The sequence below is a fragment of the Acidocella facilis ATCC 35904 genome (assembly GCF_000687875.1).
Lineage (GTDB): Bacteria > Pseudomonadota > Alphaproteobacteria > Acetobacterales > Acetobacteraceae > Acidocella > Acidocella facilis.
In genome coordinates this window covers 152,765-175,961 of sequence record NZ_JHYG01000006.1, presented here as the reverse complement: position 1 = coordinate 175,961, position 23,197 = coordinate 152,765, and the positions used below count along the sequence as shown (strand labels likewise).

19 protein-coding genes are annotated in these 23,197 nt (G+C 65.2%); 6 read left to right on the top strand and 13 right to left on the bottom strand.

Annotated elements, in window-relative coordinates:
• Positions 1-94: 94 nt before the first annotated feature.
• Both T331_RS0109800 and T331_RS0109795 read right to left on the bottom strand, forming a co-directional pair.
• Positions 95-1,264 carry a UxaA family hydrolase gene (locus T331_RS0109800; RefSeq protein ID WP_008495518.1) on the bottom strand — a complete coding sequence of 390 codons (1,170 nt, stop codon included), beginning with the start codon at positions 1,262-1,264 and terminating at the stop codon, positions 95-97.
• Positions 1,265-1,275: 11 nt separating this feature from the next.
• On the bottom strand, positions 1,276-1,563 hold the full coding sequence (locus T331_RS0109795; RefSeq protein WP_008495517.1) for a UxaA family hydrolase: 288 nt from the start codon (positions 1,561-1,563) through the stop codon (positions 1,276-1,278).
• A 167-nt stretch (positions 1,564-1,730) separates the two neighbouring features.
• On the opposite strand from T331_RS0109795, the gene T331_RS0109790 reads away from it, so the two are divergent.
• Entirely contained in the window at positions 1,731-2,477 is a 747-nt protein-coding gene (locus tag T331_RS0109790) for a GntR family transcriptional regulator (protein ID WP_026439887.1), read from the top strand.
• A gap of 12 nt (positions 2,478-2,489) precedes the next feature.
• Here the strand turns inward: T331_RS0109790 and T331_RS0109785 are convergent, their stop codons facing one another.
• The 8 genes from T331_RS0109785 to T331_RS0109750 form a co-directional block, all read right to left on the bottom strand.
• Complete coding sequence (locus tag T331_RS0109785) at positions 2,490-4,274, bottom strand: chloride channel protein (RefSeq protein ID WP_026439886.1); 1,785 nt, start codon at positions 4,272-4,274, stop codon at positions 2,490-2,492.
• On the bottom strand, positions 4,246-5,175 hold the full coding sequence (locus tag T331_RS0109780; protein WP_026439885.1) for a dimethyl sulfoxide reductase anchor subunit family protein: 930 nt from the start codon (positions 5,173-5,175) through the stop codon (positions 4,246-4,248). The genes T331_RS0109785 and T331_RS0109780 overlap by 29 nt, the downstream gene beginning before the upstream one ends.
• Positions 5,172-5,900 carry a 4Fe-4S dicluster domain-containing protein gene (locus tag T331_RS0109775; protein ID WP_026439884.1) on the bottom strand — a complete coding sequence of 243 codons (729 nt, stop codon included), beginning with the start codon at positions 5,898-5,900 and terminating at the stop codon, positions 5,172-5,174. Before T331_RS0109775 ends, T331_RS0109780 begins: the two co-directional genes overlap by 4 nt.
• The gene (locus T331_RS17995; protein WP_051622298.1) at positions 5,897-8,746 is read right to left on the bottom strand and encodes a molybdopterin oxidoreductase family protein; all 2,850 of its coding nucleotides are present in this window, start codon (positions 8,744-8,746) and stop codon (positions 5,897-5,899) included. The genes T331_RS0109775 and T331_RS17995 overlap by 4 nt, the downstream gene beginning before the upstream one ends.
• A 138-nt stretch (positions 8,747-8,884) precedes the next feature.
• A complete protein-coding gene (locus T331_RS0109765) occupies positions 8,885-9,856 on the bottom strand; it encodes an Ldh family oxidoreductase (RefSeq protein WP_026439883.1) in 972 nt (323 codons plus the stop codon).
• A 3-nt stretch (positions 9,857-9,859) separates the two neighbouring features.
• Complete coding sequence (locus T331_RS0109760; RefSeq protein ID WP_026439882.1) at positions 9,860-10,789, bottom strand: hydroxyacid dehydrogenase; 930 nt, start codon at positions 10,787-10,789, stop codon at positions 9,860-9,862.
• Positions 10,790-10,827: 38 nt separating this feature from the next.
• Positions 10,828-12,375 carry a sodium:solute symporter family protein gene (locus T331_RS0109755; protein WP_026439881.1) on the bottom strand — a complete coding sequence of 516 codons (1,548 nt, stop codon included), beginning with the start codon at positions 12,373-12,375 and terminating at the stop codon, positions 10,828-10,830.
• A gap of 5 nt (positions 12,376-12,380) precedes the next feature.
• The gene (locus T331_RS0109750) at positions 12,381-12,611 is read right to left on the bottom strand and encodes a hypothetical protein (protein WP_211248705.1); all 231 of its coding nucleotides are present in this window, start codon (positions 12,609-12,611) and stop codon (positions 12,381-12,383) included.
• 127 nt (positions 12,612-12,738) lie between these two features.
• On the opposite strand from T331_RS0109750, the gene T331_RS0109745 reads away from it, so the two are divergent.
• The gene (locus T331_RS0109745; RefSeq protein ID WP_026439879.1) at positions 12,739-14,325 is read left to right on the top strand and encodes a thiamine pyrophosphate-binding protein; all 1,587 of its coding nucleotides are present in this window, start codon (positions 12,739-12,741) and stop codon (positions 14,323-14,325) included.
• Positions 14,326-14,451: 126 nt separating this feature from the next.
• Entirely contained in the window at positions 14,452-15,183 is a 732-nt protein-coding gene (locus T331_RS0109740) for a TSUP family transporter (RefSeq protein WP_026439878.1), read from the top strand.
• A 31-nt stretch (positions 15,184-15,214) separates the two neighbouring features.
• Here the strand turns inward: T331_RS0109740 and T331_RS0109735 are convergent, their stop codons facing one another.
• Entirely contained in the window at positions 15,215-16,258 is a 1,044-nt protein-coding gene (locus tag T331_RS0109735) for a LacI family DNA-binding transcriptional regulator (RefSeq protein ID WP_026439877.1), read from the bottom strand.
• A gap of 106 nt (positions 16,259-16,364) precedes the next feature.
• Here T331_RS0109735 and T331_RS0109730 point away from each other — a divergent pair, with 106 nt between their 5' ends.
• The 3 genes from T331_RS0109730 to T331_RS0109720 are packed head-to-tail and all read left to right on the top strand — an operon-like array spanning position 16,365 to position 19,661.
• Positions 16,365-17,132, top strand: coding sequence for an SDR family NAD(P)-dependent oxidoreductase (locus T331_RS0109730; protein WP_026439876.1), 768 nt, complete (start codon positions 16,365-16,367; stop codon positions 17,130-17,132).
• A 10-nt stretch (positions 17,133-17,142) separates the two neighbouring features.
• Positions 17,143-18,867, top strand: coding sequence for an L-arabinonate dehydratase (gene araD / locus T331_RS0109725; RefSeq protein WP_026439875.1), 1,725 nt, complete (start codon positions 17,143-17,145; stop codon positions 18,865-18,867).
• Between the two features lie 11 nt (positions 18,868-18,878).
• Positions 18,879-19,661, top strand: coding sequence for an HpcH/HpaI aldolase family protein (locus T331_RS0109720; protein ID WP_026439874.1), 783 nt, complete (start codon positions 18,879-18,881; stop codon positions 19,659-19,661).
• Positions 19,662-19,749: 88 nt separating this feature from the next.
• Here the strand turns inward: T331_RS0109720 and T331_RS0109715 are convergent, their stop codons facing one another.
• Together T331_RS0109715 and T331_RS17990 are read right to left on the bottom strand one after the other, a co-directional pair.
• Positions 19,750-21,759: an alpha-glucosidase gene (locus tag T331_RS0109715; protein WP_081822205.1), complete on the bottom strand. Its 2,010-nt coding sequence runs from the start codon at positions 21,757-21,759 to the stop codon at positions 19,750-19,752.
• A gap of 20 nt (positions 21,760-21,779) precedes the next feature.
• Positions 21,780-23,177: a sugar porter family MFS transporter gene (locus T331_RS17990; RefSeq protein ID WP_081822204.1), complete on the bottom strand. Its 1,398-nt coding sequence runs from the start codon at positions 23,175-23,177 to the stop codon at positions 21,780-21,782.
• Positions 23,178-23,197: the final 20 nt, after the last annotated feature.

Genomic DNA, 23,197 nt, shown 5'->3' with positions numbered 1-23,197 from the left:
TCATATTCGCCCGCCGCGTCAATTTTTTTCACCGGACATAAAAAAGGCGGCGGGCCCTGGAGGGAGCCTCGCCGCCTGCACCGCATGCGCGTGATTACGCGGAGCGGTAGAGCTTGGTCATCACGAATTCGCGGTGGCCCAGCGCCTCGGCCGCCGTCAGCCGCCCATTCGCCACCCGCCCGATCATCCCGATCAACGCATCGCCCGCCTGGTCGATGGTCATCTCCCGGCGCAGAATCCCCGACACATCGAGATCCACATGCTCGGACATGGTGCGCACCGTGCGCGGATTGCCGGTAATCTTGATGACAGGCACGATGGGATTGCCGATCACATTGCCCTGCCCGGTCGGGAAGGTATGGATCACGTAACCACCCGCCGCCATCAGCGTGATGCATTCCGCCGCCGCCGAGGAGGTGTCCATATAATACAGCCCCGGCCCTTTCGCCGGGGCTTCCGCCGGCTGCAGCGCGTCGATGAATTTGCACTCATGGCCGATCTTTTCCAGATTGCCGAGCGCCTTTTCCTCGATGGTGGTGAGGCCGCCGAGAATATTGCCCTTGGTCGGCTGGCTGTCGGAGAGATCGTCGGTCTTGTGCGCCTCGATCACCTCCTCCTGGTAGGCCTTCCACATCTTGTACCATTTCTCCTCGATCTCCGGGGAGATGGCCCGCTTGCGCGCCAGATGCTCCGCCCCGGTGATCTCCGAGGTTTCGCCGAACACGCCGTAAATCCCTTGCGGGATCAGCTTGTCATACATGTTGCCGACGGTCGGGCAGGAGGCGAGGCCCGTGGTGGTGTCGCTCTCGCCGCATTTGGTGGAGACCCACAGATCCTTCACCTCCACCGGCTCGCGCTGCAATTCCGAGGCCCATTGCACGAATTCCTTGGCCTTGCGGGAGACGGCGGCGATGGTGTTGATATCGCCATGCTGCTCGATCCAGTAGCCTTCCACCGGCTTGCCGGTCTTGGCGATGCCATCGACCACCACCTTGGTCCAGGACGGCTCGATGCCGACCACGATCACCGCGGCGACATTCGGGTTGCTGCCGGTGCCGATCAGCGTGCGGAAATGCACGGCCAGATCCTCGCCAAACTGCAAACGCCCATAAGCGTGCGGAATCGCCAGCGTGCCTTTGATGTTGTTCGCCACCGCTTCGCAGACGGCGTTGGAGAGATCATCCAGCGGCAGGATCACGACATGGTTGCGCACGCCCACGCGGCCATTCTCACGGCGCCAGCCGGTCAGTTTCATTTCGCTCATCACAATATTCCTTACCAGCGCTTGGTCTTCAGATTCTGCGTATGCACATGCCCGCCCTTCTTGGCCGGACCGATCATCTTGCCGATATCCTCGCCATATTTGATCGCGGTATCGCCGGCGCTGAGATCCTTCAGCGCCACCTTGTGCCCGATCGGCACATCGTCGATCGCGGTCAGACGAAAGGAGGAATTATCCAGCGTCACCACGCACAGCATATCCGTGCCGGCCTTCAGATCCTCCACCACCACAACGCCGACATTATCCTCCGGATTGTGAACCAGTAACTGCGGTATGCTCATCAGCCTGTTTCCTCTTTTTTGGTAATTCTTCTATCTTATATAAGACTCAGCCTGTCAAGCCTTTGGCGCGCCGCCGCCAGCGCGCACCGGCCCTGCGCCGCCGGAATAATTGTATCTTTATACATATAGCTTTATCCTGCGCCCCTGACCTCATCTTGACGGACCCCATGGCGACACTCCCGGCGAAGGCCGAACAAAGCACCTCCTTCCAGCCGCTCTACGCGCAGGTCTACGCGCTGATGACCGAGCGCATCGGCTCCGGCCAATGGCAGCCCGGCGCGCTGCTGCCCAACGAGTTCCAGCTCGCCGCCGAATTCAAGGTCAGCCAGGGCACGGTGCGCAAGGCGCTGATGGCGCTGGAAGCGAACAAGCTGATCGTCCGCCGCCAGGGCCACGGCACCTATGTGGCCCGGCACACCGCCCAGCAGGCCTTGTTCCAGTTCTTCCGCATCGTCGATCTCGACGGCACCCGCCTCACCCCGGCCAGCCGCGCCTTCGCGCAGAAAAGCGCCAAGGCGACGCGCGCCCAGACGCAGGCGCTGGGGCTGAAACCCGGCGCCGCCCTGCACAGCATCACCCGTGTGCGCTCCTTCGAGGAGGATGCGGCGATTTTCGAAACCATCATGGTGCCGGCGGCGTTGATGCCGGGGCTCTCGGTGATCCTGAACCAGGAAATGCCGGAGGAAATGTATGTGATCTACCAGCAGCATTTCGGCATCACCATCACCCGCGCGGATGAAACATTGGCGGCGGTGGCGGCCGACGCGCAGGATGCGGCGCATCTGCAGGTGCCGGAGGGCACACCGCTGCTGGAAATCACCCGCATCGCCTCGGACCTCAACGGCAAGAAGGTGGAGCTGCGCGTCAGCCGCTGCAAAACCAGCGCCTACCGTTACGCGGCGGAGATCACCTGAGGCCGACGCCCCCTAAACCCCGGCCAGCTCTTTCCGGCGCCGTTCCAGCTCCTCGCTATAGCGGCGCAGCGCATATTGCTCCGAGAGCACGCCGATGACCTTGCGGCTCGCCGCATTCTCCAGCACCACCAGCGCATCCGCCTGCGCGCGCTCAAACAGCGCCAGCGCCTCCTTCACGCTCATCCCCGGCAGCAGATACGCATCGCGGTGATGCAGAAACCCCTCCAGCCCCGCCCCGTCCAGATTGGCCGCATGCAGCTCCGCCGGCAGCACGATGCCGCTATATTTGCCTTGCGCATCCAACACCACCAGCCGCTTCACCTCGCCGGGGGCGGCCTCCCGGCGCAGCACCTCCGGCTCCGCCTCATGCACCATCCGCACATCGCCGCTGCGCATCAGCCGGCCCACCGTGAGGCTGGCGATCCAGCCAATATCCGCGCCGCTGCGGATCGGCGTGCCGCGCAGATGGAACCGCCAGGTCGAGAAGGAATAGCCGAACACACGCTTGACCGTGATCGAGGCCGCGATCGCCGCCGCCAGCACGCAGATGGTGATGGAAAACTGCCCGGTGCTCTCCAGCGCCAGGAAGGTCATCGTCATCGGCCCGCCGACGATGGCCACCGCCATCGCGCTCATCCCCACCACCGCGTAGAACCCCACCGGCATCGCCGCCAGCCCGGGCACCACCAGCGCCACATCGGCAAACAACTTCCCGAACAGCGAGCCCAGAAACAGCGAGGCGAAGAACAAGCCGCCGCGAAACCCGGCGCCGATGGAAATCGACGACGCCACCGCCTTGCCCAGAAACAGCACCAGAGCCGTCAGCAGCGGCAGCGACAGCCCGATCTGCGCATGCAGCGCCGCATGGCCGGAACTCAGCGTCGCCGGCGAGACCAAGCCCAGCGGCCCGAGCAGCAGCCCGCCCACCACCGGGCGCAGCCAGACCGGCATTTTCGAGCGCCGGAACCCGGCCTCGATCGCCGTCACCCCGCGCATGATCGCAATCGCCACCATCCCGGCGGAAATCCCGACCAGAATCGCCATCGGGTAGGCGGAGAGCGGCAGCATTTGCGGCAGCGCCACATTCAGCGGGGCTGAGCCGGCATGCAGCTGCCCGGTCACCAGCGTGCCGGCCAGCGCCGCGATGATGATGAACGGCAGTGTTGCCAGCGAATAATTCGCCAGGATCAGCTCCACCCCGTAAAACACCCCGCAAAGCGGCGCGCTGAACGCCCCGCCGATCGCCGCCGCCGCCCCGCACCCCACCAGCAGCCGCAAATCCGAGCGCCGCAGCCGCAGCTTCGCCCCGCCCCAGGAGGCAAGGCCAGCGCCCAGCTGCGCATAGCCCGCCTCCAGCCCCACCGAGCCGCCAATGCCGTTGGACCAGACCGTCTGCACCGCGACGATGACGCTATCGCGCAGCGACATCCGCCCGCCATAGAGCGCATTCGCCTCTACCGGATCGATGATGCCTTTCGGGCGGAATTTCGCCACCAGCCAGGCGCCAAGCCCCAGCACCAGCCCGCCGAGCACCGGCACCGCCAGCAGCCGCGCCGTCTCCACATAGGGCGCGTCGGACAGCCCCTGCCCCGCCGGCAGGTTGAACAGCAGGCGATGCAGCGCATGGGTGACGCCGTTCATCGCCGCCACCCCGGCCCCGGCCAGCCCGCCGACCAGCGCCGCGAACCCCGCCAGCCATAATTCATCCACCCGCACCAGCAGCCGCACACGCTGCCAGGCAGCGTCCAGCCTGGGAAAATGCGCGGTCTTAACGTCCGTAATAGAGGGTTGCGACATGGGTGGCTTCGGCAAAGAACAGCCAGCGCTCTATGAACAGCCCCATGGCCGTCAGCAGCGTGGCGAGGATGATGAGCAGGGCCGGCACCAGCCCCAGCCCGGCCAGCAGCGCCAGCAAGGAAGGCAGCAGGAAGGCGGTGGCGATTGTGATGCGGCGCAGCCTGGCGGCATGTTTGCGGGCGATCTGATAACCCATCTCACGCAGCACGTAGTTTTCGGTGAAATGCGGCGCATCCAGCGGCCGCACCTCGCCATATCGGGTCAGCCCGGTGGCGCTGGCCAGCGTGGCCAGCGGTTTCTGGGTGTCGATGAAGCGCCAATAGGCCAGCTTGGCCGCCGCCGCGAGCAGCCCGGCCAGCAGCACCAGCAGCCCGGCCAACCCGGCCTGCCCAGTCCAGCAGGCCAGCAGCAGCGCCATCAGCATGGCGCCGGAGAACAAGGCCAGCAGCATATAGTTCGGCGCGGTATGCTTGTTGTTCCACTGCCGGATCGGCTTCAGGCTGGCATAGATCATCGCCGTGCAATAGACCGTGACCAGCCCCAGCGCCCCGGCGACGAGGCCGACAATCACCGTCACCGGCGCCGGCCCCATCCCCCACCACAAGGCGGCAAAACCCAAAGCCGGCGGAAAGCTGGCGAGCGAGGCCACCCCTTCGCGCGACAGCCAGGAGGAGCGCCATTGGCTGAAGGCCCGCCAGGCCCGCTCCGGCCGCCCGAGATGCAGCATGGAGGCGATGAGCCCCGAAGCCGCGAAGCCGAGCGCCACCACCACCCCCACCGGCATGAACCAGCGCGAGGCCGGCAACAGCCCGAGCAGCGCGAACAAGGCCAGCCAGGCCAGCAGCCCATAGCCAAAGCCGGTCAAGGTGGTGAGCAGCAGAACCGAAGCGGCAGGCTTCATCGGGAGAGCACCTTGTCCAGCAGCCGCAACAGCTTGTTGCCGCCCTCGGCGGCGCGCTCGCGCGGCGCGGTTTGGATCTGCGCCTGGCGCGGCGGCAGATATCTGTTCACCGGCTTATAGCCCAGCTCCGGCATCAGCTCGACGCCGCCGCGCTGCGCCACCAGCTTGGAAACCTTGCTCTCCGGGTCATTGAAATCGCCAAAATGCCGGGCCCGCGAGGGGCAGGTGGCGACACAGGCCGGCTCGCGCTCTTCCGCGGGCAAGGTCTCGTTATAGATGCGGTCGATGCAGAGCGTGCATTTCTTCATCACCCCGGCCAGCTCATCAAACTCCCGCGCCCCGTAGGGGCAGGCCCAGGAGCACAGCTTGCAGCCGATGCATTTATCCATATCCACGAGCACGATGCCATCTTCCACCCGCTTATAGGAGGCACCGGTGGGGCAGACGGTAACGCATTGCGGGTTTTCGCAATGCAGGCAGGAGCGCGGAAAATTCACCGTGCGGCTGGCCTCGCCACACCCCGCCTCGTAGGAATGGATGCGATTGAACCAGACGCCATCGGGCTCCTTGCCGTAGGGGTCGTAATCGGGCAGCGGCGCGGCATGGCCGCCGGTGTTCCATTCCTTGCAGTTCACCGCGCAGGCATGGCAGCCGACACAGGTATCAAGATCGATGACCAGGCCGAGTTTCTTCGCCCCCGGATCTGGGGTGGGTAGGCTGGTCATTCGGCGGCCTCCATCTTGGCGCCGTAGCGCAGATTTTCGGGGTTATGTACGGCAAAAGGGGCGTGCACTGTGCCGGGATGCGGCGCGGTCTGCCCTGCCTCGGCGGCGCTGGCCTTGCGCACCCGCACGGTGAGATCAAACCAGGCTGCCTGGCCGGTGACCGGGTCCGAGTTGGAGGCGCGATGCCCGCTTTCGTCCGCCGGCAGATATTCCGAAATCAGATGGTTGAGCAGAAATCCCCTCTCGGATTCAGGGGCTTTCTGATCCAGCGTCCAGGCGCCGGAGCGCTTGCCGATCGCATTCCAGGTCCACACAGAGTTCGGGTTCAGCCCCTCCATCAGCCGCGCCTGGCAGGTGAGCGCGCCGTTGCGGCTTTCCACCACCACCCAGTCCTCATCCGCGATCCCCAGCGCCCCGGCGGTCTCCCGGTTCATATAGAGCCGGTTTTCAGACATGATCTGCCGCAGCCAGGCATTTTGCGAACCCCAGGAATGGTACATCGCCATCGGCCGCTGGGTGAGCGCGTGCAGCGGGTACTCTTGCCGGTTCACCATCGTCGCCTCAATCGGCTCATACCAGATCGGCAACGGGTCCATCACCGCCTCCAGCCGGGCGCGCAGCCGCTCAGGGGGCTGATGCGCCCCGTGCCCCTGTGCGGCCAGACGGAATGTCTGCAGGATTTCGCAGTAGAGATGCAGCGTGATCGGTTCGTCCTTGTCGATCAGCCCCATCGCCTTGGCGGTGCTGAGATAGGCCTGGTTGGAATGTTTGAAGTAAAGCTGCTCATCGGGCAAATGATGCCGCCAGAAGCTGCCATTCTCGATATAGCGCTTGAGCTGGTCGCCATTCACCTCGCCCTTGCCGATGGCCTGCCCATCCGCGCCGCGGAATCCGGCCAGCGGGCCGATACCGGGCTTGCGCTGATGCCTCACCATGTAGTCAGCGTACGATGCATAAAGCGGCGCGCCGTCTTCATCCGTGAAATTCGGCAATTTCAGCCGCCCTGCAATGTCGATCAGCACATCCTGGAAGGGGCGCACATCGCGGTCGGGCTTGAGCACTGGAATCCGGATCGCATCCGCCGGCCCATGCGCCGAGCCAATCGGCCGGTCCAGCAGCGAGATGCAGTCATAGCGCTCAAGATAGGTCGTGTCCGGCAATACGATGTCCGCATAGGGCACGGTTTCGGAGAAGAACGCATCGGCCAGGATGAAAAATGGAATCCTGTAGCTGCCATCGGCGTTCTTGTCGGTGAGCATGCGCATCGCCTCACCCGGATTCATCGCCGAATTCCAGGCGACATTGGCCATATAGACCATCAGCGTGTCGATCGGATAACGATCCTGCTTATGCGCCTCGGCGATGGACATATGCATCATCCCGTGCACGCCCAGCGGCGCCTCCCAGGAAAACGCCCGGTCCAGCCGCAGCGCCTCGCCATTGTCATCCACCAGAAGATCCTGCGGCCCGGCGGGGAATCCCAAAGGCAGCCCGGCCAGCGCGCCGTTTTCCAAAAACGCCTTGCCCCCCGGCGCCGGCCCCGCCGGAATCGGCTTCGGGTAGGGCGATTTATAGCGCCAGGAGCCCGGCGTATCGACCGCGCCCAGCAGCATCTGCAGCATATGGATGGCGCGGCAGGTCTGAAACCCGTTGGAATGGGCGGAGATGCCGCGCATCGCATGGATCGCGACCGGCCGGCCCTGCATCGTTTCATGCCGGCGGCCGGAGGTATCCATCCAGGGCACATTCAGCGTCACCGGCTGGTTGAAGGCAATCTCCGCCAACTCCGCCGCCAGCCTACGTATGGTGGCAGCCGGCACCCCACAGCGCGCCGCCACCGCCTCCGGCGCGTAGGCGGCATCGCTATAGCGCGCCGCCAGCAGCGCGAAGGCGGGGCGCGCCGCGCGCCCATCCGGCAATGTCACGCTGCCCAGCAAGGCCGGGTCGGCCCCCAGCGTCGAAGCTGGTTTGATCTGATGATCGGCCCGGTCCAGGCAGAGCGGCGCGCCGCTTTCATCACGCGCGAACAGCCCATCCTCCGCCGTGCCCGGCGCATCGATCACCAGATAATGCGCATTGGTATGGCGGATGAGAAACTCGGTATCGATCGCCCCTTCTTCCAACAGGCAATGCACCAAGGCCAGCACGAACAGCCCATCCGTGCCCGGCGTGATGGCGACGAACTCATCCGCAATCGCCCCATAGCCGGTACGCACCGGATTGATGGCGACGATCTTCGCCCCCCGCTCCTTCAACCTGCCAAGCCCCAGCTTGATCGGGTTGGAATCATGATCCTCGGCGACGCCGATCAGCAGGAAGATTTTCGCATGCTCCCAATCCGGCTCGCCAAACTCCCAGAACGCGCCGCCAACGGAATAAAGCCCCGCCGCCGCCATGTTCACCGTACAGAACCCGCCATGGGCCGCGAAATTCAGCGTGCCGAACATCTGCGCGAAATAGCCGGTGAGGGATTGCGACTGATCCCGCCCGGTGAAGAACGCGAACTGCTTGGGATCATTGGCGCGGATTTTGGCGAGGCGCGCGGTGATGATGGACAGCGCTTCCTCCCACTCGATCTCCTCGAACTCGCCCGCCCCGCGCTCGCCTACACGCTTCAGCGGTTTGCGCAGCCGCGCCGGGGAGAGCACATTCATGATCCCCGCCGAGCCCTTGGCGCAGAGCACGCCGCGATTGACCGGATGCGCCCGATTGCCCTCAATATAACGAAGCTTGCCGTCCTTCAGATGCACTTTGATGCCGCAGCGGCAGGCGCACATATAGCAGGTCGTCTGCGCCACGCTGTCGCCAACCGGCACGGAATACTCGATGGTTTCTTGCTTCGACACCACTCACTCCCAACGGCCTACCCAACAGGAAGGCCCGCCGCGCCAGGGGCGCAGCCGATTCAATACGCGATGATAGGTCAGCTTCCTTGTATTGAATAACAGATTATTTTTGCCAAACTCATAAATCGAATTTATGAATCAAGCCAGAAACCAGCCCTCCTGCACCAGCAGCCCCTCGGCCTCGGCACGGCGGCGGTTTTCGCTGCGGCGTGCCCCCGGCAGGCGCACCCCATCCGTCAGCGCCTCGGCAAAAAGCCGCTCCATATGTGAGATGTTGCCGCCAAAGCTGATCGGGTTCAGCGCGATCAGCAGCTGCCCGGTGCCCGGCGGCGGGCCTTGCGCGTCCAGAAAAGAGCTGGCCTCATAGGCATAATGGCTGCCGGTCAGCCCGGCGGCCAGCGCCTCCACCATCAGCGCCAAGGCCGCGCCCTTGGCCCCGCCCAAAGGCAGCATCGAGCCCGCCAGCGCCGCCGCCGGGTCCTCGGTTTCCTGCCCCTGCGCATCCAACGCCCAATCTTTGGGAATTTTCGTGCCCTTCTGCTTCGCCGCGACGATCTGCCCGCGCGCGACCTTGGAGAGGGAGAGATCGATCACCACCGGCGCGCCGCGCGGGCGCGGGAAGGCACAGGCGATCGGGTTGGTGCCAAGCAACGGCCGCCGCCCGCCCCACACCGCCATCGCCGCCGGGGTATTGGCAAACATCAAGGCCACAAGCTCGTGACTGGCCAAACGCTCAACCACCAGCCCCATCGCCCCGCAATGGCTGGAACGGGTGATCGAGGCCGCGGCGACCCCCTGACGGAAGGTGAGCGCCAGTAACTCGTCGATCGCCATGTCGATCGCTGGGTAGGCAAAGCCGTTCGCGGCATCGAGGCTCACCCCGCTGCCGGTGCGCTGCTTCACCGCCGGGCGGGCCTGGCCGTCGATCTTGCCGCATTTCGCCTGCGCCGCGTAAAACGGCAAACGCATCAGCCCATGCCCGGCCAGCCCGTCCGCCTCCGCCAGCACCAGCGCATTGGCGACAGAGGCGGCATTTTCCGGCGCGGTATCATTCGCCACCAGCGTGGCCTCAGCCTTCTGCTTGGCCTCGGCGATGGAGAGTTTCAACATGCGTCAACCAATCTTCAAAGCGTTGAGAACAATCTCGGCAATCTTGCCGGAGACACGGACATTTGATTCCATCGTCACCCCGGCAATATGCGGCGTTAGAATCAGATTCGGCACGCCGGCGAACAAGGCGCCATAGGGGCCATCCAGCGGCTCATGCTCGAACACATCCAGAGCCGCCCCACCCAGCGCGCCGGCTTTCAACCCCGCCACCAGGGCCGCCTCATCCACCACCCCGCCCCGGGCAGCGTTGATCAGCACGGCATGGCTCTGCATCAAAGCGAGTTTTCCGGCATCGATCATATGGCGCGTCTGCGGTGTCAGCGGCACATGTAAGCTCACCACGTCACAGCTTGCGAGCAAGTCCTCCAGGCTCATGCGCTGCGCCGTCCCCCAGGCCGCATGCCCCTCCGACAATAACGGATCGTAAGCGGCGACGCGCATGCCCAAAGCCGCCAGCCGCGCCGCCGCCTGCCGCGCCGTACCGCCGAACCCCACCATGCCCGCGCGCCGGCCGGCAATCTCCCGGCCGATCATCGCCTCACGCGGCCACAGCCCGGCCGCCACCTCGGCACTGCGCAGAAAGCCGCGCCGCAACAGGCTCAGCGTGGCGCAGGCGACATATTCGGCGACGGCATCGTCATTCGCCCCCGTCGCCGGATAGACCGCGATCTTGCGCGCCTTGCAGGCCTCAAGATCGATATTATCGAGCCCGACGCCCAGCCGCCCGACCAGCTCCAGCTTCGGCGCCTGCGCCAACAGCGCGCCGCGCACCTGGGTGCGGTTTCTCACAATCAGCGCCTGGCAATCTTCCAACGCCGCCGCCAGCGCTTCGGGCTGATCGACCAGGTCAGGGCGATACAGCACCTGCCCCCGCGCCGCTAAGGCGCGCACCGCCTCGTCATCCATGAATTCGGTTATGACAATCTGCGCCATGCCGCCTACGCGCTCCGGTCCATGATCAATCTCCTCATTTAAGACACAGGGTTTTTAAGGCTATCCGGCAAATCCCGGGCCAGCGCGCCGCGCGGGGCGGCAATGACCTGGCGCCGGCGGCGGTGGTAGGCCGCGCCGAAGAACTCATCCAGAAAGCTGGTGGGCACTGGCTGCGTCGTCAGGCTGACGATGAAGAAGGTGACGCAATTGGCCAGCAAGGCGACGAAGCCGGCATTATAGCCCAGCACCGGATCATGGTGGGAGAGCAGGAAATACAGGCTCAACCCCCAGCCGACCAGCAGCCCGGCCGCCACCCCCGCCCCGGTGGCGCGCCGCCAGAGCAGCCCGCCAATGATCACCGCCGGCACCAGCTGGGCGATGAAATCATAGGCCACCAGCAGCACCGTGACGATCAGCGATTGCGCCACCACCGCCAGGATCAACGCCGCGAAGGTGACGACGAAGACCAGCCAGCGCGTCATGTTGAACATCTGCCGGTCAGTCGTCTGCGGCACCAGCTTGGCATAGACATTGCGCGCCAGCATGGTGCAGCTCATCATGATGATCGGCCCGGCCGGGACGATGGCGGAAAGCACCGCCGCCAGCGCGAAGATCGCCAGCGCCCAGGGCGGGAAGATCTGCTGGGCCAGGCGCAGCACCACCTCATTGCCGCCGACCTTCTGTGTGGCGAAAATCAGCACCGCGGCAAAGCCGATGGTGATCACGGCAACTTTCACCAGCTGGTAGAAGGGCATGAACACCGCCTGCAGCTTCAGCGTGCGCGGCCCCTTGGCGGAAAAGGCGACATTGAACCATTGCGGCCACATCCACTGACCAAAGCCGGTCAGGATCACCGTGGTCCAGAACCAGGACAGGGTCAGCTTATGCGTCGGCCCCGGCATGTTGAGATGCGATGGAATCTTCTGCATCATCTGGCTGAACATATCGCCGAAGCCGCCAAAATAGCGGTAGGGAATGGTGAAGAACAGCACCGCGATGGCGCCGAACATCAGCAGATCCTTGATCACCGACTGCCAGGCATTGCCCCTGATGCCGCCAAAGAACACCGCCAGCGACAGCACCGAGAAGCCGATAATGTCGGCGGAGAGAATGTTGAGCCGGTGATCGGTCAGCACGCTGAGCACCGCGCCAAGCCCCTCGATGTTGAGATCGATATAGGCGATCATGATGATCGCGGCGCAGAAGGAGACGATGATGCCCAGCCACTCATTCTGGTAGCGCCCGGCGATGAAGTCGGACTGCGTGACATAGCCGAATTTGCGCCCCAGCAGACCGATCGCCGGCAGCAGCATGAAGCCCAGCGCGTAGCCGACATCGTTGGTGGCGACATTATAGAACACGCCACCACCTTTGCTGTAGGCAAAGCCGGCGAGGCCGAGGAAGGTGAAGGCGGTGTAGATTTCCGTGCCGAGCAGAAACCAGGTGAGCCAGGGGCCCATCTGCCGGTCATTGACCAGCCAGCCTTCCATGGTGGTGGAGGCCTGGCGCCCGCCGCGAATGCCAACCCAGGTGACCAGCAGCACGCCGAGCCCGACGATACCGAGGATGAAAACCATATCGGACATCGCGCTCACTCCGCCAAATCGGAAAGTTCGTCGTCATCGCCAGGGTTTTCCGCCCGGTCGATCAGATAAAGCGCACCCAGGATCACCGGATTCAACAGCGGCACCAGGACGAACCAGAAATAAAGCGGCGGCATCCCCAGGATGGCGGGGGAGGCCGCGTTGAAGCCGAAGGCCGGGCCCAGCGTATACAGGCCGATAATCACCAGGACCGCAACAACCCATGCCAGCATCGACATTCGCATTGTTTCCCCCGAAATTTGTGTTCGATTTTTATATCTTATATAAGACTATACGGAGCCCGCGCCGCTTTTGTCAAGCGCGCGACCCGCGGGCGGCAAAATCGCAGGAAAAATGGGGGATGGGATGAAGTCTGGCCAATCTGGCGCGGATCTGCTGGTGAAAACATTACAGCTGGCGGGCGTGGAAAAAATTGTCTCGCTGTCAGGCAATCATATCATGCCGATCTATGACGCGCTGCGCGATACCGATATCGCGCTCTACCATGTTCGCCATGAAGGCGCGGCGGTGCATATGGCCGAGGGCTATGCGCGGCTTTCCGGCAAAATCGGGGTGGCGATGGTGACCGGCGGGCCGGGCCATGCCAACGCCATCGGCGCGCTCTACACCGCGCGGCAGAGCGAGACGCCGCTGCTGCTGCTCTCCGGCCATGCGCCGCTGCGTGAACTGGGGCGCGGGGCGTTCCAGGAAATGGACCAGGCCGGGCTGGCCGCGCCTTTATGCAAGGCCTCCTGGATGGTCGCCTCCGTTGAGGCGCTGGCGCAGGATGTGGGCCGCGCCATCGCCATCGCCCAATCCGGCCGGCCGGGGCCGGTGCATCTCAGCCTGCCCAGCGATGTGCTGGAAGCCCCCGCCGCCACCGCCCCGCAGGCCCCCGCTCTGCCGACGCCAACCGGATTGAGCGAGACCGCGCTGGCGGCGCTGCGCGCGGCGCTGGCCAGCGCCCGCCGGCCGCTTTTCCTGCTGCCCCCAGCCCTCTGCACCCCGGCCGGGCAGGCGATGACGGCGCAGCTGCGCGCGCAGGGCTTCATCTGCCTACCGATGGAAAGCCCGCGCGGCGTCAATGATCCCGCTCTGGGCGCGGTGCAGGCTTTGCTGGCGTCGGCGGACTGCATCGTCTCGCTCGGAAAATTGGTCGATTTTGCCTTGAAATTCGGCAATCTCGGCGCGGCGGAGTGGATCGTGATCGACCCTGACGAAGCGATGCTGGCCCGCGCCCGCGCGGCGCTTGGGGAGCGGCTGCGTCTGGGCGTGGTCGCGGATATACCGGCCGTGCTGGGCCAGCTCGCGCGGATCAAGCCGCAAAGCGCACCGGGCTGGGCCGAGCGCGCGCACAGCGCCCTCACCCGCCGCGCCGCGCCGCCGCCCGCAACCGGCCTGAATAGTTTCTCGATGTGCCAGGCGCTGGCCGCCTTCATGCGCGGCTTGGAAAACCCGGTTTTCATCTGCGATGGCGGTGAGATCGGCCAATGGGCGCAGGCGGCGATCGACGTGCCGGCGCGGATCATCAACGGCGTCGCCGGGGCCATCGGCAGCGCCCTGCCCTTCGCCCTCGGCGCCAAGGCCGCCGCACCGGAACGGCCGGTGCTGGCGGTGATGGGCGATGGCACGTTCGGCTTTCACATGGCGGAGTTCGAAACCGCGCTGCGGCACAATTTGCCCTTCATCGCGGTGATCGGCAATGATGCGCGCTGGAATGCGGAATATCAGATCCAGGCGCGCGATTACGGGGCGGGGCGCGCGCATGGCTGCGACTTGCTGCCGGGCACGCGCTATGATGCGGCGGTGGCGGCTTTGGGCGGGCATGGGGAGCTGGTGACGCGGGAAGAGGAGATCGCCCCGGCGCTGGCGCGGGCTTTTGCCAGCAACAAGCCGGCTTGCGTGAATATCATCATCGCCGGGCTGGCGGCGCCGAAGCTGCAACAATCATAGCGCTATTATTTTTTGAAACACTTACATAAAGCCATCTAAAAAGCTCATGGAGCCATGCTGCATCGCGACATTGACCGGCTAAAATCGTACCGCTACGAGGCAGCAGCCTCTAACCCGCCTGGTTCCATGCCGCATCTCCAGCTTGCCCTTGTCGCGTTCTCCGCCTTCCTCGGCGCCACCACCCAGCGCGTCACCGGGCTGGGTTTTGCGCTGGTCGCCTCGCCGCTGCTGATTCTGGTGCTGGGGCCGTTCCAGGGGGTGCTGCTGGCCAATCTGCTGACGCTGGTGCTCAACGCCGTGGTACTGGCCGGCACCTGGCGGGCGGCGGAGCCGCGCCGGCTGGCACTGCTGGTGCCGGCCGCCCTGGTCGCGGTGCAGCTGGGCGCGCCGGTGGCGCGGCTCATCCCCGCCGCCTGGCTGCTCACCATCATCGGCACGCTGGTGTTTCTGGCGCTGCTGAGCGTGCTGCTGCTCAAGAACGTGGCGCTGTTCAAGGGCAAGGCCGGGGCGCTGGCGGCAGGCGCGCTGAGCGGCTTCATGAATGTCACCGCCGGGGTCGGCGGGCCGGCGATCACGCTCTACGCCGTCGGTACCGCCTGGGACCAGGCGAAGTTCGTCGCCTCGATGCAGGTCTATTTCGGCGCCCTCAACCTGGCCTCGGTGGCGGAGAAGGGCCTGCCGCACCTGCCGCTGGCGGCGGTGCCGCTGCTGGGCGTGGCGCTGCTCACCGGGCTGGGGCTCGGGCAGATCCTGAACCGCCGCATCCCGGCCAAGCAGGCGCGCCAGGGCGTGTTGTTTCTCGCTTTGGCCGGCTCCGGCGCCACCATCGTCAAAGGCGCGCTGCTGCTCGCTCACTAACCCGCGTTCCAACCGTAGGCCCAAACACCTCTCAGCTGGTGCCGCGTCGCACCAGCTCGAACCCGACATCCACGGTTTTCTGCGCCACCGTCTCGCCATTCAGCGCCGCCAGCGCGAGCCGCGCCACCTCCTGGCCGATCCGCTCGCCCGGCGGGCGGATGGTGGAGAGCGCCGGATAGGTTGCCGCGGCAAAAGGCAAATCCCCGAAGCCGATGATCTTCAGCCGCTCCGGCACCGCGATGCCGCGCTTCTGGCATTCGAACAGCACGCCGAGCGCGATCCAGTCATTCGAGCAGACCACCCCGTCGATCTTCGGGTCGCGCTCCAGCAGCTCACCCAGCAGCGCCTCGCCCAGCGCCACCGAGGCCGGTTGCGGGGCGATCGCCTGGCGGGCACTCGCCCCCTCCTGCTGCAAGGCGGCGATGACTCCGCTGCCGCGCTGGGCGGCGCGCCGGTCCTCCTGCAGCCGGGCGCCGATGAAGGCGACATTCTTGCACCCGGCCGCGCGCAAATGCCGCGCCGCCGCCGCCCCCACGGCGCGATGGTCGAACCCCACCAGCATGTCCAGCGGGTTGGCGCCCAGCTCCCACATCTCGATCACCGGGGTGCCGCGCGAGAGCGCCATCTGCCGGGTGCCCCGGCTATGCTCCAGCCCGGTGAGCACCAACGCCGCCGGCGACCAGGCGAGCGAGGCGCGCACCAGCGCTTCCTCCCGCGCCGGATCATATTCATTATGGCCGAGCAGCAGCTGCACCCCGGCCTGCGCCAGCGCCGCCTGCAGCGCATCCGCGGTGGCGGCGAAGAAGGCGTTGCGCAGCGAGGGCACGATCAAACTGACCACCCGCGTCGCCGCCGCCGCCGCCAGCCCGCCAGCCATCATGTTCGGCACATAGCCCAAACGTTCGATGGCGGCGGTGATCTTGGCGCCGGTCTTGCCCTTCACCAGATCCGGCTTGCGCAGGAACAGCGAGACGGTGGAGGTGGCGCAACCCGCCAGCCGCGCCACATCCTGCATGGTGACGCTGTCGGTCTTGCGGCGAAGGCGGGGGGCGGATTTGTCTGTCGGTGAGGCCATACGCAACACATATCATCGGAAACCGGATGGCAGGCAACCATGCCGAATGGTTGACAATCCCGGAATCGTAGCGCTACGATTTTGCGGAATAGAGGATAACGCCAATATGACTTCCCCCTATGAAGACGTCACATACCGCTCCCTGCGCGGGGCGGGGGTGCTGATCACCGGCGGCGCTTCGGGCATCGGCGCCGCGATGGTCGAGGCTTTCACCGCGCAGGGGGCGCGGGTGGCGTTTGTCGATATTGACGAGGCGGCCGGTACGAAGCTGGCCCAGAGCCAGGCCGGCAGCGCCTTCCACGCCGTCGATCTGACTGATATCGCAGCGCTACGGAATTGCATCGACAGCATCGAGGCGACGCGCGGGCCGATCAATGTGCTGATCAACAACGCCGCGCGCGATAAAAGGCAGGATTTCTGGTCGTATGAGCCGCAGGATTGGAAGGACGCGCTCGCGGTCAATCTGGACCATCAATTCTTCGCCACCCAGGCCGTCGCCCGGCATATGCGCACGCGCGGCCAGGGGGCGGTGATCATGACCGGCTCGGTCTCCTGGATGCGCGGGCGGCCGGGCATGGCCGGCTATACCTCCTCGAAAGCCGCGATCAACGGCCTCACCCGCACCTTGGCGCGCGAGCTGGGGCCGGAGGGGATCCGGGTGAATTGCATCGTCCCCGGCGCGATTTTGACCGAGCGCCAGCAGGCGCTCTGGCTCACCCCGGAGCTGGACCAGCAATTCAAGGATCTGCAGGCGCTGAAATTCCGGCTGGATGCGACGCATGTGGCGCGCATGGCGCTGTTTCTGGCCTCGGCGGAATCCGGCGGCTGCACGGGGGCGAATTTCCTGGTCGATGCCGGGCTGACGGCGAATTGAGGGGGCGCGGATGACCGAGACAAAATTGCGATCCGCCCGCTGGTATGAGGGCACCGACATACGCGGCTTCGCGCACCGCCAGCGCAGCCAGCAGATGGGGCTGCGCCGCGAGGAGTTTTTGGGCAAGCCGGTGATCGCCATCATCAACACCTGGAGCGAGCTGAGCCCCTGCCACATCCATCTGCGTGAGCGCGCCGAGGCGGTGAAGCGCGGCGTCTGGCAGGCCGGGGGCTATCCGGTGGAGCTGCCGGCCCTCTCGCTCGGCGAGGTGCTGGTGAAGCCGACCACCATGCTCTACCGCAACATGCTGGCGATGGAGGTGGAGGAGCTGCTGCGCTCGCTGCCGGTGGATGGCGCGGTGCTGATGGGCGGCTGCGACAAGACCACGCCGGGGCTGCTGATGGGGGCGATCAGCATGGATCTGCCGGCGATCTATTGCCCGGCCGGATTCATGTCCAATGGCCGTTGGCGGGGGCAGAGTGTCGGGGCCGGCACCCACACCAAGACCTTCTGGGACGAGAAGCGCGTCGGCAAGATCACCGAGGAGGACTGGATCGAGCTGGAATCGAAAATGACCCGCTCGATCGGCACCTGCAACACGATGGGCACGGCGAGCACGATGACCGCCATCGCCGAGGCGATGGGCATGACGCTGCCCGGCGCCTCCTCCCTCCCCGCCGCGGATTCCGGCCATACCCGCATGGCGGCCGAATGCGGAGCGCGGGCGGTGGAGATGGTGCGCGAGGATTTGCGGCCCTCGCAGATCATCACCGCGGATGCGGTGATGAACGGGGTGAGCGCCTGCATGGCCCTGGGCGGCTCGACCAATGCGGCGATCCACACCATCGCCATGGCCAGGCGGGCCGGGGTGGCGCTGAGCCTTGATGACCTCGGCGCGGTGGCGGCGAAAATCCCTGTCTGCGCCAATATCTTTCCATCGGGTGGTTATCTGATGGAGGATTTCTTCTTCGCCGGCGGGCTGCCGGCACTGCTGGCCAAGCTGGGCGATGCGATCATCCCCGGCTGCATGACGGTGAACGGGCGCACGCTGGATGAAAATATCGCAGGTGCCCGCTGCTGGGATGATGATGTGATCCGCGATCTGGACAAGGCCGTGGTGCCGCTTGCGAAAGGCTCCAGCCTGGCGGTGCTGCGCGGCAATCTCTGCCCGGATGGGGCGGTGATGAAAAGCTCCGCCGCCAGCCCGCATCTTCTGCAACATACCGGCCCGGCCGTGGTGTTCGACAACCCGGCGGAGATGGCGGCGAAGCTGGATGATCCGGCGGTGGAGATCACCAAGGACAGCGTGCTGGTGCTGCGCAATGCCGGGCCGATCGGCGCGCCGGGGATGCCGGAATGGGGCAATCTGCCGATGCCAAAGCGGCTGCTGGAGCAAGGGGTGAAGGACATGGTGCGCATCTGCGACGGGCGGATGAGCGGCACTCATTACGGCACCTGCGTGCTGCATGTGGCGCCGGAATCCGCCATTGGCGGGCCGCTGGCGCTGCTGAAAACCGGCGACATGGTGGCGCTGGATGTGCCGGCCGGGACGCTGAACATGCTGGTGGACGAAGCGGAGATTGCGGCAAGGCGCGCGGCCTGGGTGAAGCCGCCGGAACGCTTCGCGCGTTCTTATGCCCGGCTTTATGAACGCAGCGTGAGCCAGGCGCCGGATGGCTGTGATTTCGATTTTCTGAGCGGGACCGAGAAGATTCCCGAACCGCCGATTTTTTGAAGGAGAGATCTATGGAAAACCAGTTTCGCGCGGCGCTTTCGCGCGGCGTGCCGTTGGGAACCTGGCTGATGAGCGGTACCCCCGCCACCGCCGAGGCGCTGGGCCATGCCGGGTTCGACTTCCTGGTTCTGGATCTGGAGCATGTGCCGGTGGATGCGCCGCAGGCGATCGAGCATTTGCGCGCCATCGGCAACACCAAGGCGGCCCCGGTGGTGCGGCTGCCCTGGAATGATCTCGTCTGGATCAAGCGGATTCTGGATGCGGGCGGGCAGACCATCATGGTGCCGTTCGTGCAGAATGCCGAGGAAGCGAAGCGGGCGGTGGCGGCGGCGCGCTATGCGCCGGAGGGGATACGCGGTGTGGCCGCCGTGCACCGCGCCAGCCAGTATGGGGCGGATACGGCCTATCTGCGCAACGCCAATGCGCAAACCTACGTGATTGTGCAGTTGGAAACGCCGGAGGCGGTGGCGGCGGCGCCTGAGATTGCGGCGGTGAAGGGGGTGGATGCGCTGTTCCTGGGGCCGGGGGATCTCTCGGCGGCGATGGGGCATATGGGGCAGATCGGCCATGAGGCGGTGCAGGCGAAAATCGCCGAGGCGGCGCGGGCGGCGAAGCAGGCCGGCAAGCCGATTGGCATTGTCGGGCCTACACCGGAGATGGTGCAAAGATTTCTGGGCTATGGCTATGATTACGCCGCGATCGCTTCGGATATGGGGATGATGACCGGGCGGGCGAATGAGTTTCTCGGCGCGCTGAGAGGGCACGCCAAGCGCGAGACCACAGGCCCTTATTGATAAAAGTTTTTGGGGGTATGGGGTGTTTTTTCAAAAACACCCCACGTCTTTCGCCGCTTTTTTGAAAAAAAGCGGCACCAAAAAACTTTTATAACTTCGCGCAGGTGCCGAAGAGCGGTTCGTGCGCGCTGCCCGCGCGGTAATAGACCGGCGGCTCGCCGTAGGGTGTGGCGACGCTGACGGTTTGGCCCCCCACATGGCGGCTGCCGGACCAGAGATGCACCCAGTCCGCGCCCTTCGGCAGATAGACATCCATCGTGAAACTCTGCGCGCTGATCACCGGGGCCACCAGCAGATCCTCACCCAGCAGATAGCTGGTCTGGCTTTCATAACAGGCCGGGTCATCCTCGAAATGCAGGAAGAGCGGACGCTGCATTGGCAGCCCTGCCTCGGCCGCGACGGCGCGGCGATAAGGCGCCAATGCGGCGAAGATCCGCGTCATCCGGACGAAATGCGCCAGCACCTGCGCGTCTTCATCAATCTGCAGATTTTCGCGCGGACGGTTGCCCTCATGGCTGCGCATCACCGCGGTGAAGGCCGCCATCTCGCTCCAGCGCATCAGCAGATCCGCATCGCGCACATTGCCGAACAGGCTGGTATAGCCGCCAATATCGCTGTGATGATACGGGTTGCCGAGCAGCCCGGAAGAGAGCGCGCCGCAGATCACCGTCTGCAGCCCGTCATGCCGGGAGAAATCCACGCATTGATCGCCCGCCCAGAGCAGCCGGTTATGCGCCTGGATGCCGGTGAAGCCGGCGCGCATGAAGAACAGCACCTCCTCGGTTTTGCCGCGCAGGGCAAGGGCTTTTTCATTCACCTGCGCCCACAGCACCGGCCAGAGATTATGCGCCTCCAACCCCGGCAGGCCACTGGCCAGCACCGCATCCGTCGGCAGATATTCGCCGAAATCCGCCATCCAGCCGCCAAGACCGAGATCCAGCATCTCAGTGCCGATCACCTTGTCGGCGAACCAGTCCGCCGCCTGCGGATTGGTGAAATCCAGGATGCCGCAATCGAACTCGCCGAAATCCATGACATACACGGCGCCTTCGGCATTGCGCACGAGATAGTTCCGCGCCTTCGCCTCGGGATAGAGCACGCCATCCACGGCGAGGTAGGGGTTGATATAGCCGAGGAAGCGCACGCCCTGCTCGCGCAGCGCCGCGATTTTTTCGCGCAGGCCGGGATAGCGCTTGTCATTCGCCCGCCAGTCCCAGAACAGCCGGGTGCCGAAGCTGGTTTCGCGTACGCCGCACCAATCCTCGCACCAGAGCCCGACGATCTTGGCGCCGGCCTCGGCGATGGCATTCATCCGGGTGAAGCTTTTCTCGCCCTCTTTCAGGCCGAGAATGGCGCCGTCATGCACCCAGTCCGGCAGGGCGGGCGGCTGGCCGAAGCGCTGCGCCATCTGGCGGACCAGACCGATATAGCTAGGGCTTTCGAAAAACTCCAAGCTCTCGGGAATCGCCCAGGCTTCCAGCTCGTGGAACTCCGCGTGCCGGAAATCGAAGGCGCAATAGGCGGTGGTCTGCAGATGCGCGGCGTAGCGGCGCGAGGAGAGAAAAGTCGGCTGCGGGTAGTTGGTGTTGTAGTAATCCCCGCCGGCCTGGCCGGTGACATCGGCCTGGAAGGTGATCGGGCTGGTCTTGTCGCGGCCGACGCCGGGTTCGGAGGTGAAGAGCGGGAAATGCCGGCCCTTCATGTCGAAATAGGACATCTGCTCGCCCCCACCCCAGAGTTTTTCGCCGGGCCGCGCCGGCAGGCGGAGCCAGATGCGGTTCAGCGTTTCGTCATGCGCGGTGAAGGCGATGCGGGCCTGGTCCTTGGTGATTTCGAAGCTGAGCGAGAGCAGTGCGGCGGCGTGGGCGCCTGGGGCGAAATCCGCGACGATGCGGCCTTCCGTTTCGCGCAGGGTACAATGGCTCAGCGCCTGACGTTCGCTGACATAATCCTCGATCTTGAAATTGCCGCGATAGCAGGCGATCTCCGGCTGGCCGCGCCCGACGAACAGGCAAGGCGCCCCCGGCCGGTGGGCGAACAGCACGCCCGCCGCGCCAGAAAGCGAAAATCCAGAGGCGTCATGGTCAAGTTTCAGCAAAACAAATATCCTTCAGCCGTTCAATGATGCGCGATGCTGGGGATCGCCTCGCCCAGCACCTCATCCTCCATCTCGATGCGCTCGAGGCTCTTGCGCGCGGTCTCCTTCAGAATGAAGATGGTGAACAGCAGGGCCAGCACGCAGCCGCCGATGAACACGCCGAACACCAGCAGCGAACTCGTCGCCAGCAGCAGCGGAAAGGAGAAGGAGACAGCGAAATTCGAGGCCCAGTTGCACAACGTGGAAACCCCCATGCCAGCCCCGCGGGCACGCAGCGGCAGCACTTCCGGCATGATCACCCAGACCAGCGGGCCCCAGCTGAAGGAGAAGGCCATCTTGTACACCGCCAGCGCGGTGACGGCGATGATATGGCCGGCCAAAGTGAAGGCGAGCGCGGTTTGCATGATGATGCCAATGGCGGCCAGGCTCATCCCCATCACGATGGCGCCGGCGATGAGCAGCGGCCGCCGGCCAGCCTTGTCCACCAGGCGCGAGGCGGTGAGGGTTGCCAGGATCGCCAAAAATTGCAGGCAGGCGGTGGTGAGAATGGCGCTGGAGGCGCCGAAGCCGATATTCTTCAAAATCGTCGGGGCGTAATAGATCACGGTGTTGATGCCGACGATCTGCTGCAGCACCGCCAGCGCGCAGGCCACCGCCAGCGGGCCGAGCAAGGCGCGGTCAGAGAACAAAGCCGCCAGCCCGACATGGCTGCTGGTGTGGGCCACTTTGCGGATCTCGGCCAGCTCCTGCGCGGCGCGCTCGGGCGGGCGGGATTGGCGCAGCACCGCCAGCGCTTCATCAAAGCGGCCACGATGGGCAAGCCAGCGCGGCGAATCCGGCGCGAAACACATGCCGATGATCAGCAGCAGCGACGGGATCACCGCGACGCCGAACATCCAGCGCCAGGCGCCATCGGTGGAAAAACCATAATCGACGAAATAGGAGATCAGGATGCCTGTGGTGCCGGTCATCGGCGCCAGCGTGGCGAGCTGGCCGCGCGCCTCCGCCGGGGCGATTTCGCTGACATAGAGCATCACCTGCGCCGAGGCCGCGCCGACCGCGAGGCCGATGAAAAACCGTGCCGCCACCAGCATTTCAAAGCCGGTGCTGAGTGCCGCGCCCAGCGCGCCGAAGGTGAACAACACCCCCGCCGCGATCAGCAACCGGCGATGGCCGAAGCGTTCCACCAGCATGCCGGAGCCGATGGCGCCCAGCGTGGCACCGGCGAGCAGGATGCTGACCACCCAGGCGGTCATCGCCGGGGTCAGCGCCATTTCCTTTTTGATGAACAGCAACGCCCCGGCGATGACGCCGGTATCGTAGCCGAACAGCAGGAATCCCAACGCGCCGAGCGCGATGGCGTAGCGGATCATTTTCCGGTGCGAGGCCGCCATCCCGACCATCTCTGTCTGAGTCATTATGTTTCCCCCTCAGCCTG

Excerpts from the sequence above, each read along its gene's own strand:
- T331_RS0109800 (WP_008495518.1), bottom strand. The coding sequence starts at position 1,264 with ATGAGCGAAATGAAACTGACCGGCTGGCGCCGTGAGAATGGCCGCGTG.
- T331_RS0109795 (WP_008495517.1), bottom strand. The coding sequence starts at position 1,563 with ATGAGCATACCGCAGTTACTGGTTCACAATCCGGAGGATAATGTCGGC.
- T331_RS0109790 (WP_026439887.1), top strand. The coding sequence starts at position 1,731 with ATGGCGACACTCCCGGCGAAGGCCGAACAAAGCACCTCCTTCCAGCCG.
- T331_RS0109785 (WP_026439886.1), bottom strand. The coding sequence starts at position 4,274 with ATGTCGCAACCCTCTATTACGGACGTTAAGACCGCGCATTTTCCCAGG.
- T331_RS0109780 (WP_026439885.1), bottom strand. The coding sequence starts at position 5,175 with ATGAAGCCTGCCGCTTCGGTTCTGCTGCTCACCACCTTGACCGGCTTT.
- T331_RS0109775 (WP_026439884.1), bottom strand. The coding sequence starts at position 5,900 with ATGACCAGCCTACCCACCCCAGATCCGGGGGCGAAGAAACTCGGCCTG.
- T331_RS0109765 (WP_026439883.1), bottom strand. The coding sequence starts at position 9,856 with ATGTTGAAACTCTCCATCGCCGAGGCCAAGCAGAAGGCTGAGGCCACG.
- T331_RS0109760 (WP_026439882.1), bottom strand. The coding sequence starts at position 10,789 with ATGGCGCAGATTGTCATAACCGAATTCATGGATGACGAGGCGGTGCGC.
- T331_RS0109755 (WP_026439881.1), bottom strand. The coding sequence starts at position 12,375 with ATGTCCGATATGGTTTTCATCCTCGGTATCGTCGGGCTCGGCGTGCTG.
- T331_RS0109750 (WP_211248705.1), bottom strand. The coding sequence starts at position 12,611 with ATGTCGATGCTGGCATGGGTTGTTGCGGTCCTGGTGATTATCGGCCTG.
- T331_RS0109745 (WP_026439879.1), top strand. The coding sequence starts at position 12,739 with ATGAAGTCTGGCCAATCTGGCGCGGATCTGCTGGTGAAAACATTACAG.
- T331_RS0109740 (WP_026439878.1), top strand. The coding sequence starts at position 14,452 with ATGCCGCATCTCCAGCTTGCCCTTGTCGCGTTCTCCGCCTTCCTCGGC.
- T331_RS0109735 (WP_026439877.1), bottom strand. The coding sequence starts at position 16,258 with ATGGCCTCACCGACAGACAAATCCGCCCCCCGCCTTCGCCGCAAGACC.
- T331_RS0109730 (WP_026439876.1), top strand. The coding sequence starts at position 16,365 with ATGACTTCCCCCTATGAAGACGTCACATACCGCTCCCTGCGCGGGGCG.
- araD (WP_026439875.1), top strand. The coding sequence starts at position 17,143 with ATGACCGAGACAAAATTGCGATCCGCCCGCTGGTATGAGGGCACCGAC.
- T331_RS0109720 (WP_026439874.1), top strand. The coding sequence starts at position 18,879 with ATGGAAAACCAGTTTCGCGCGGCGCTTTCGCGCGGCGTGCCGTTGGGA.
- T331_RS17990 (WP_081822204.1), bottom strand. The coding sequence starts at position 23,177 with ATGACTCAGACAGAGATGGTCGGGATGGCGGCCTCGCACCGGAAAATG.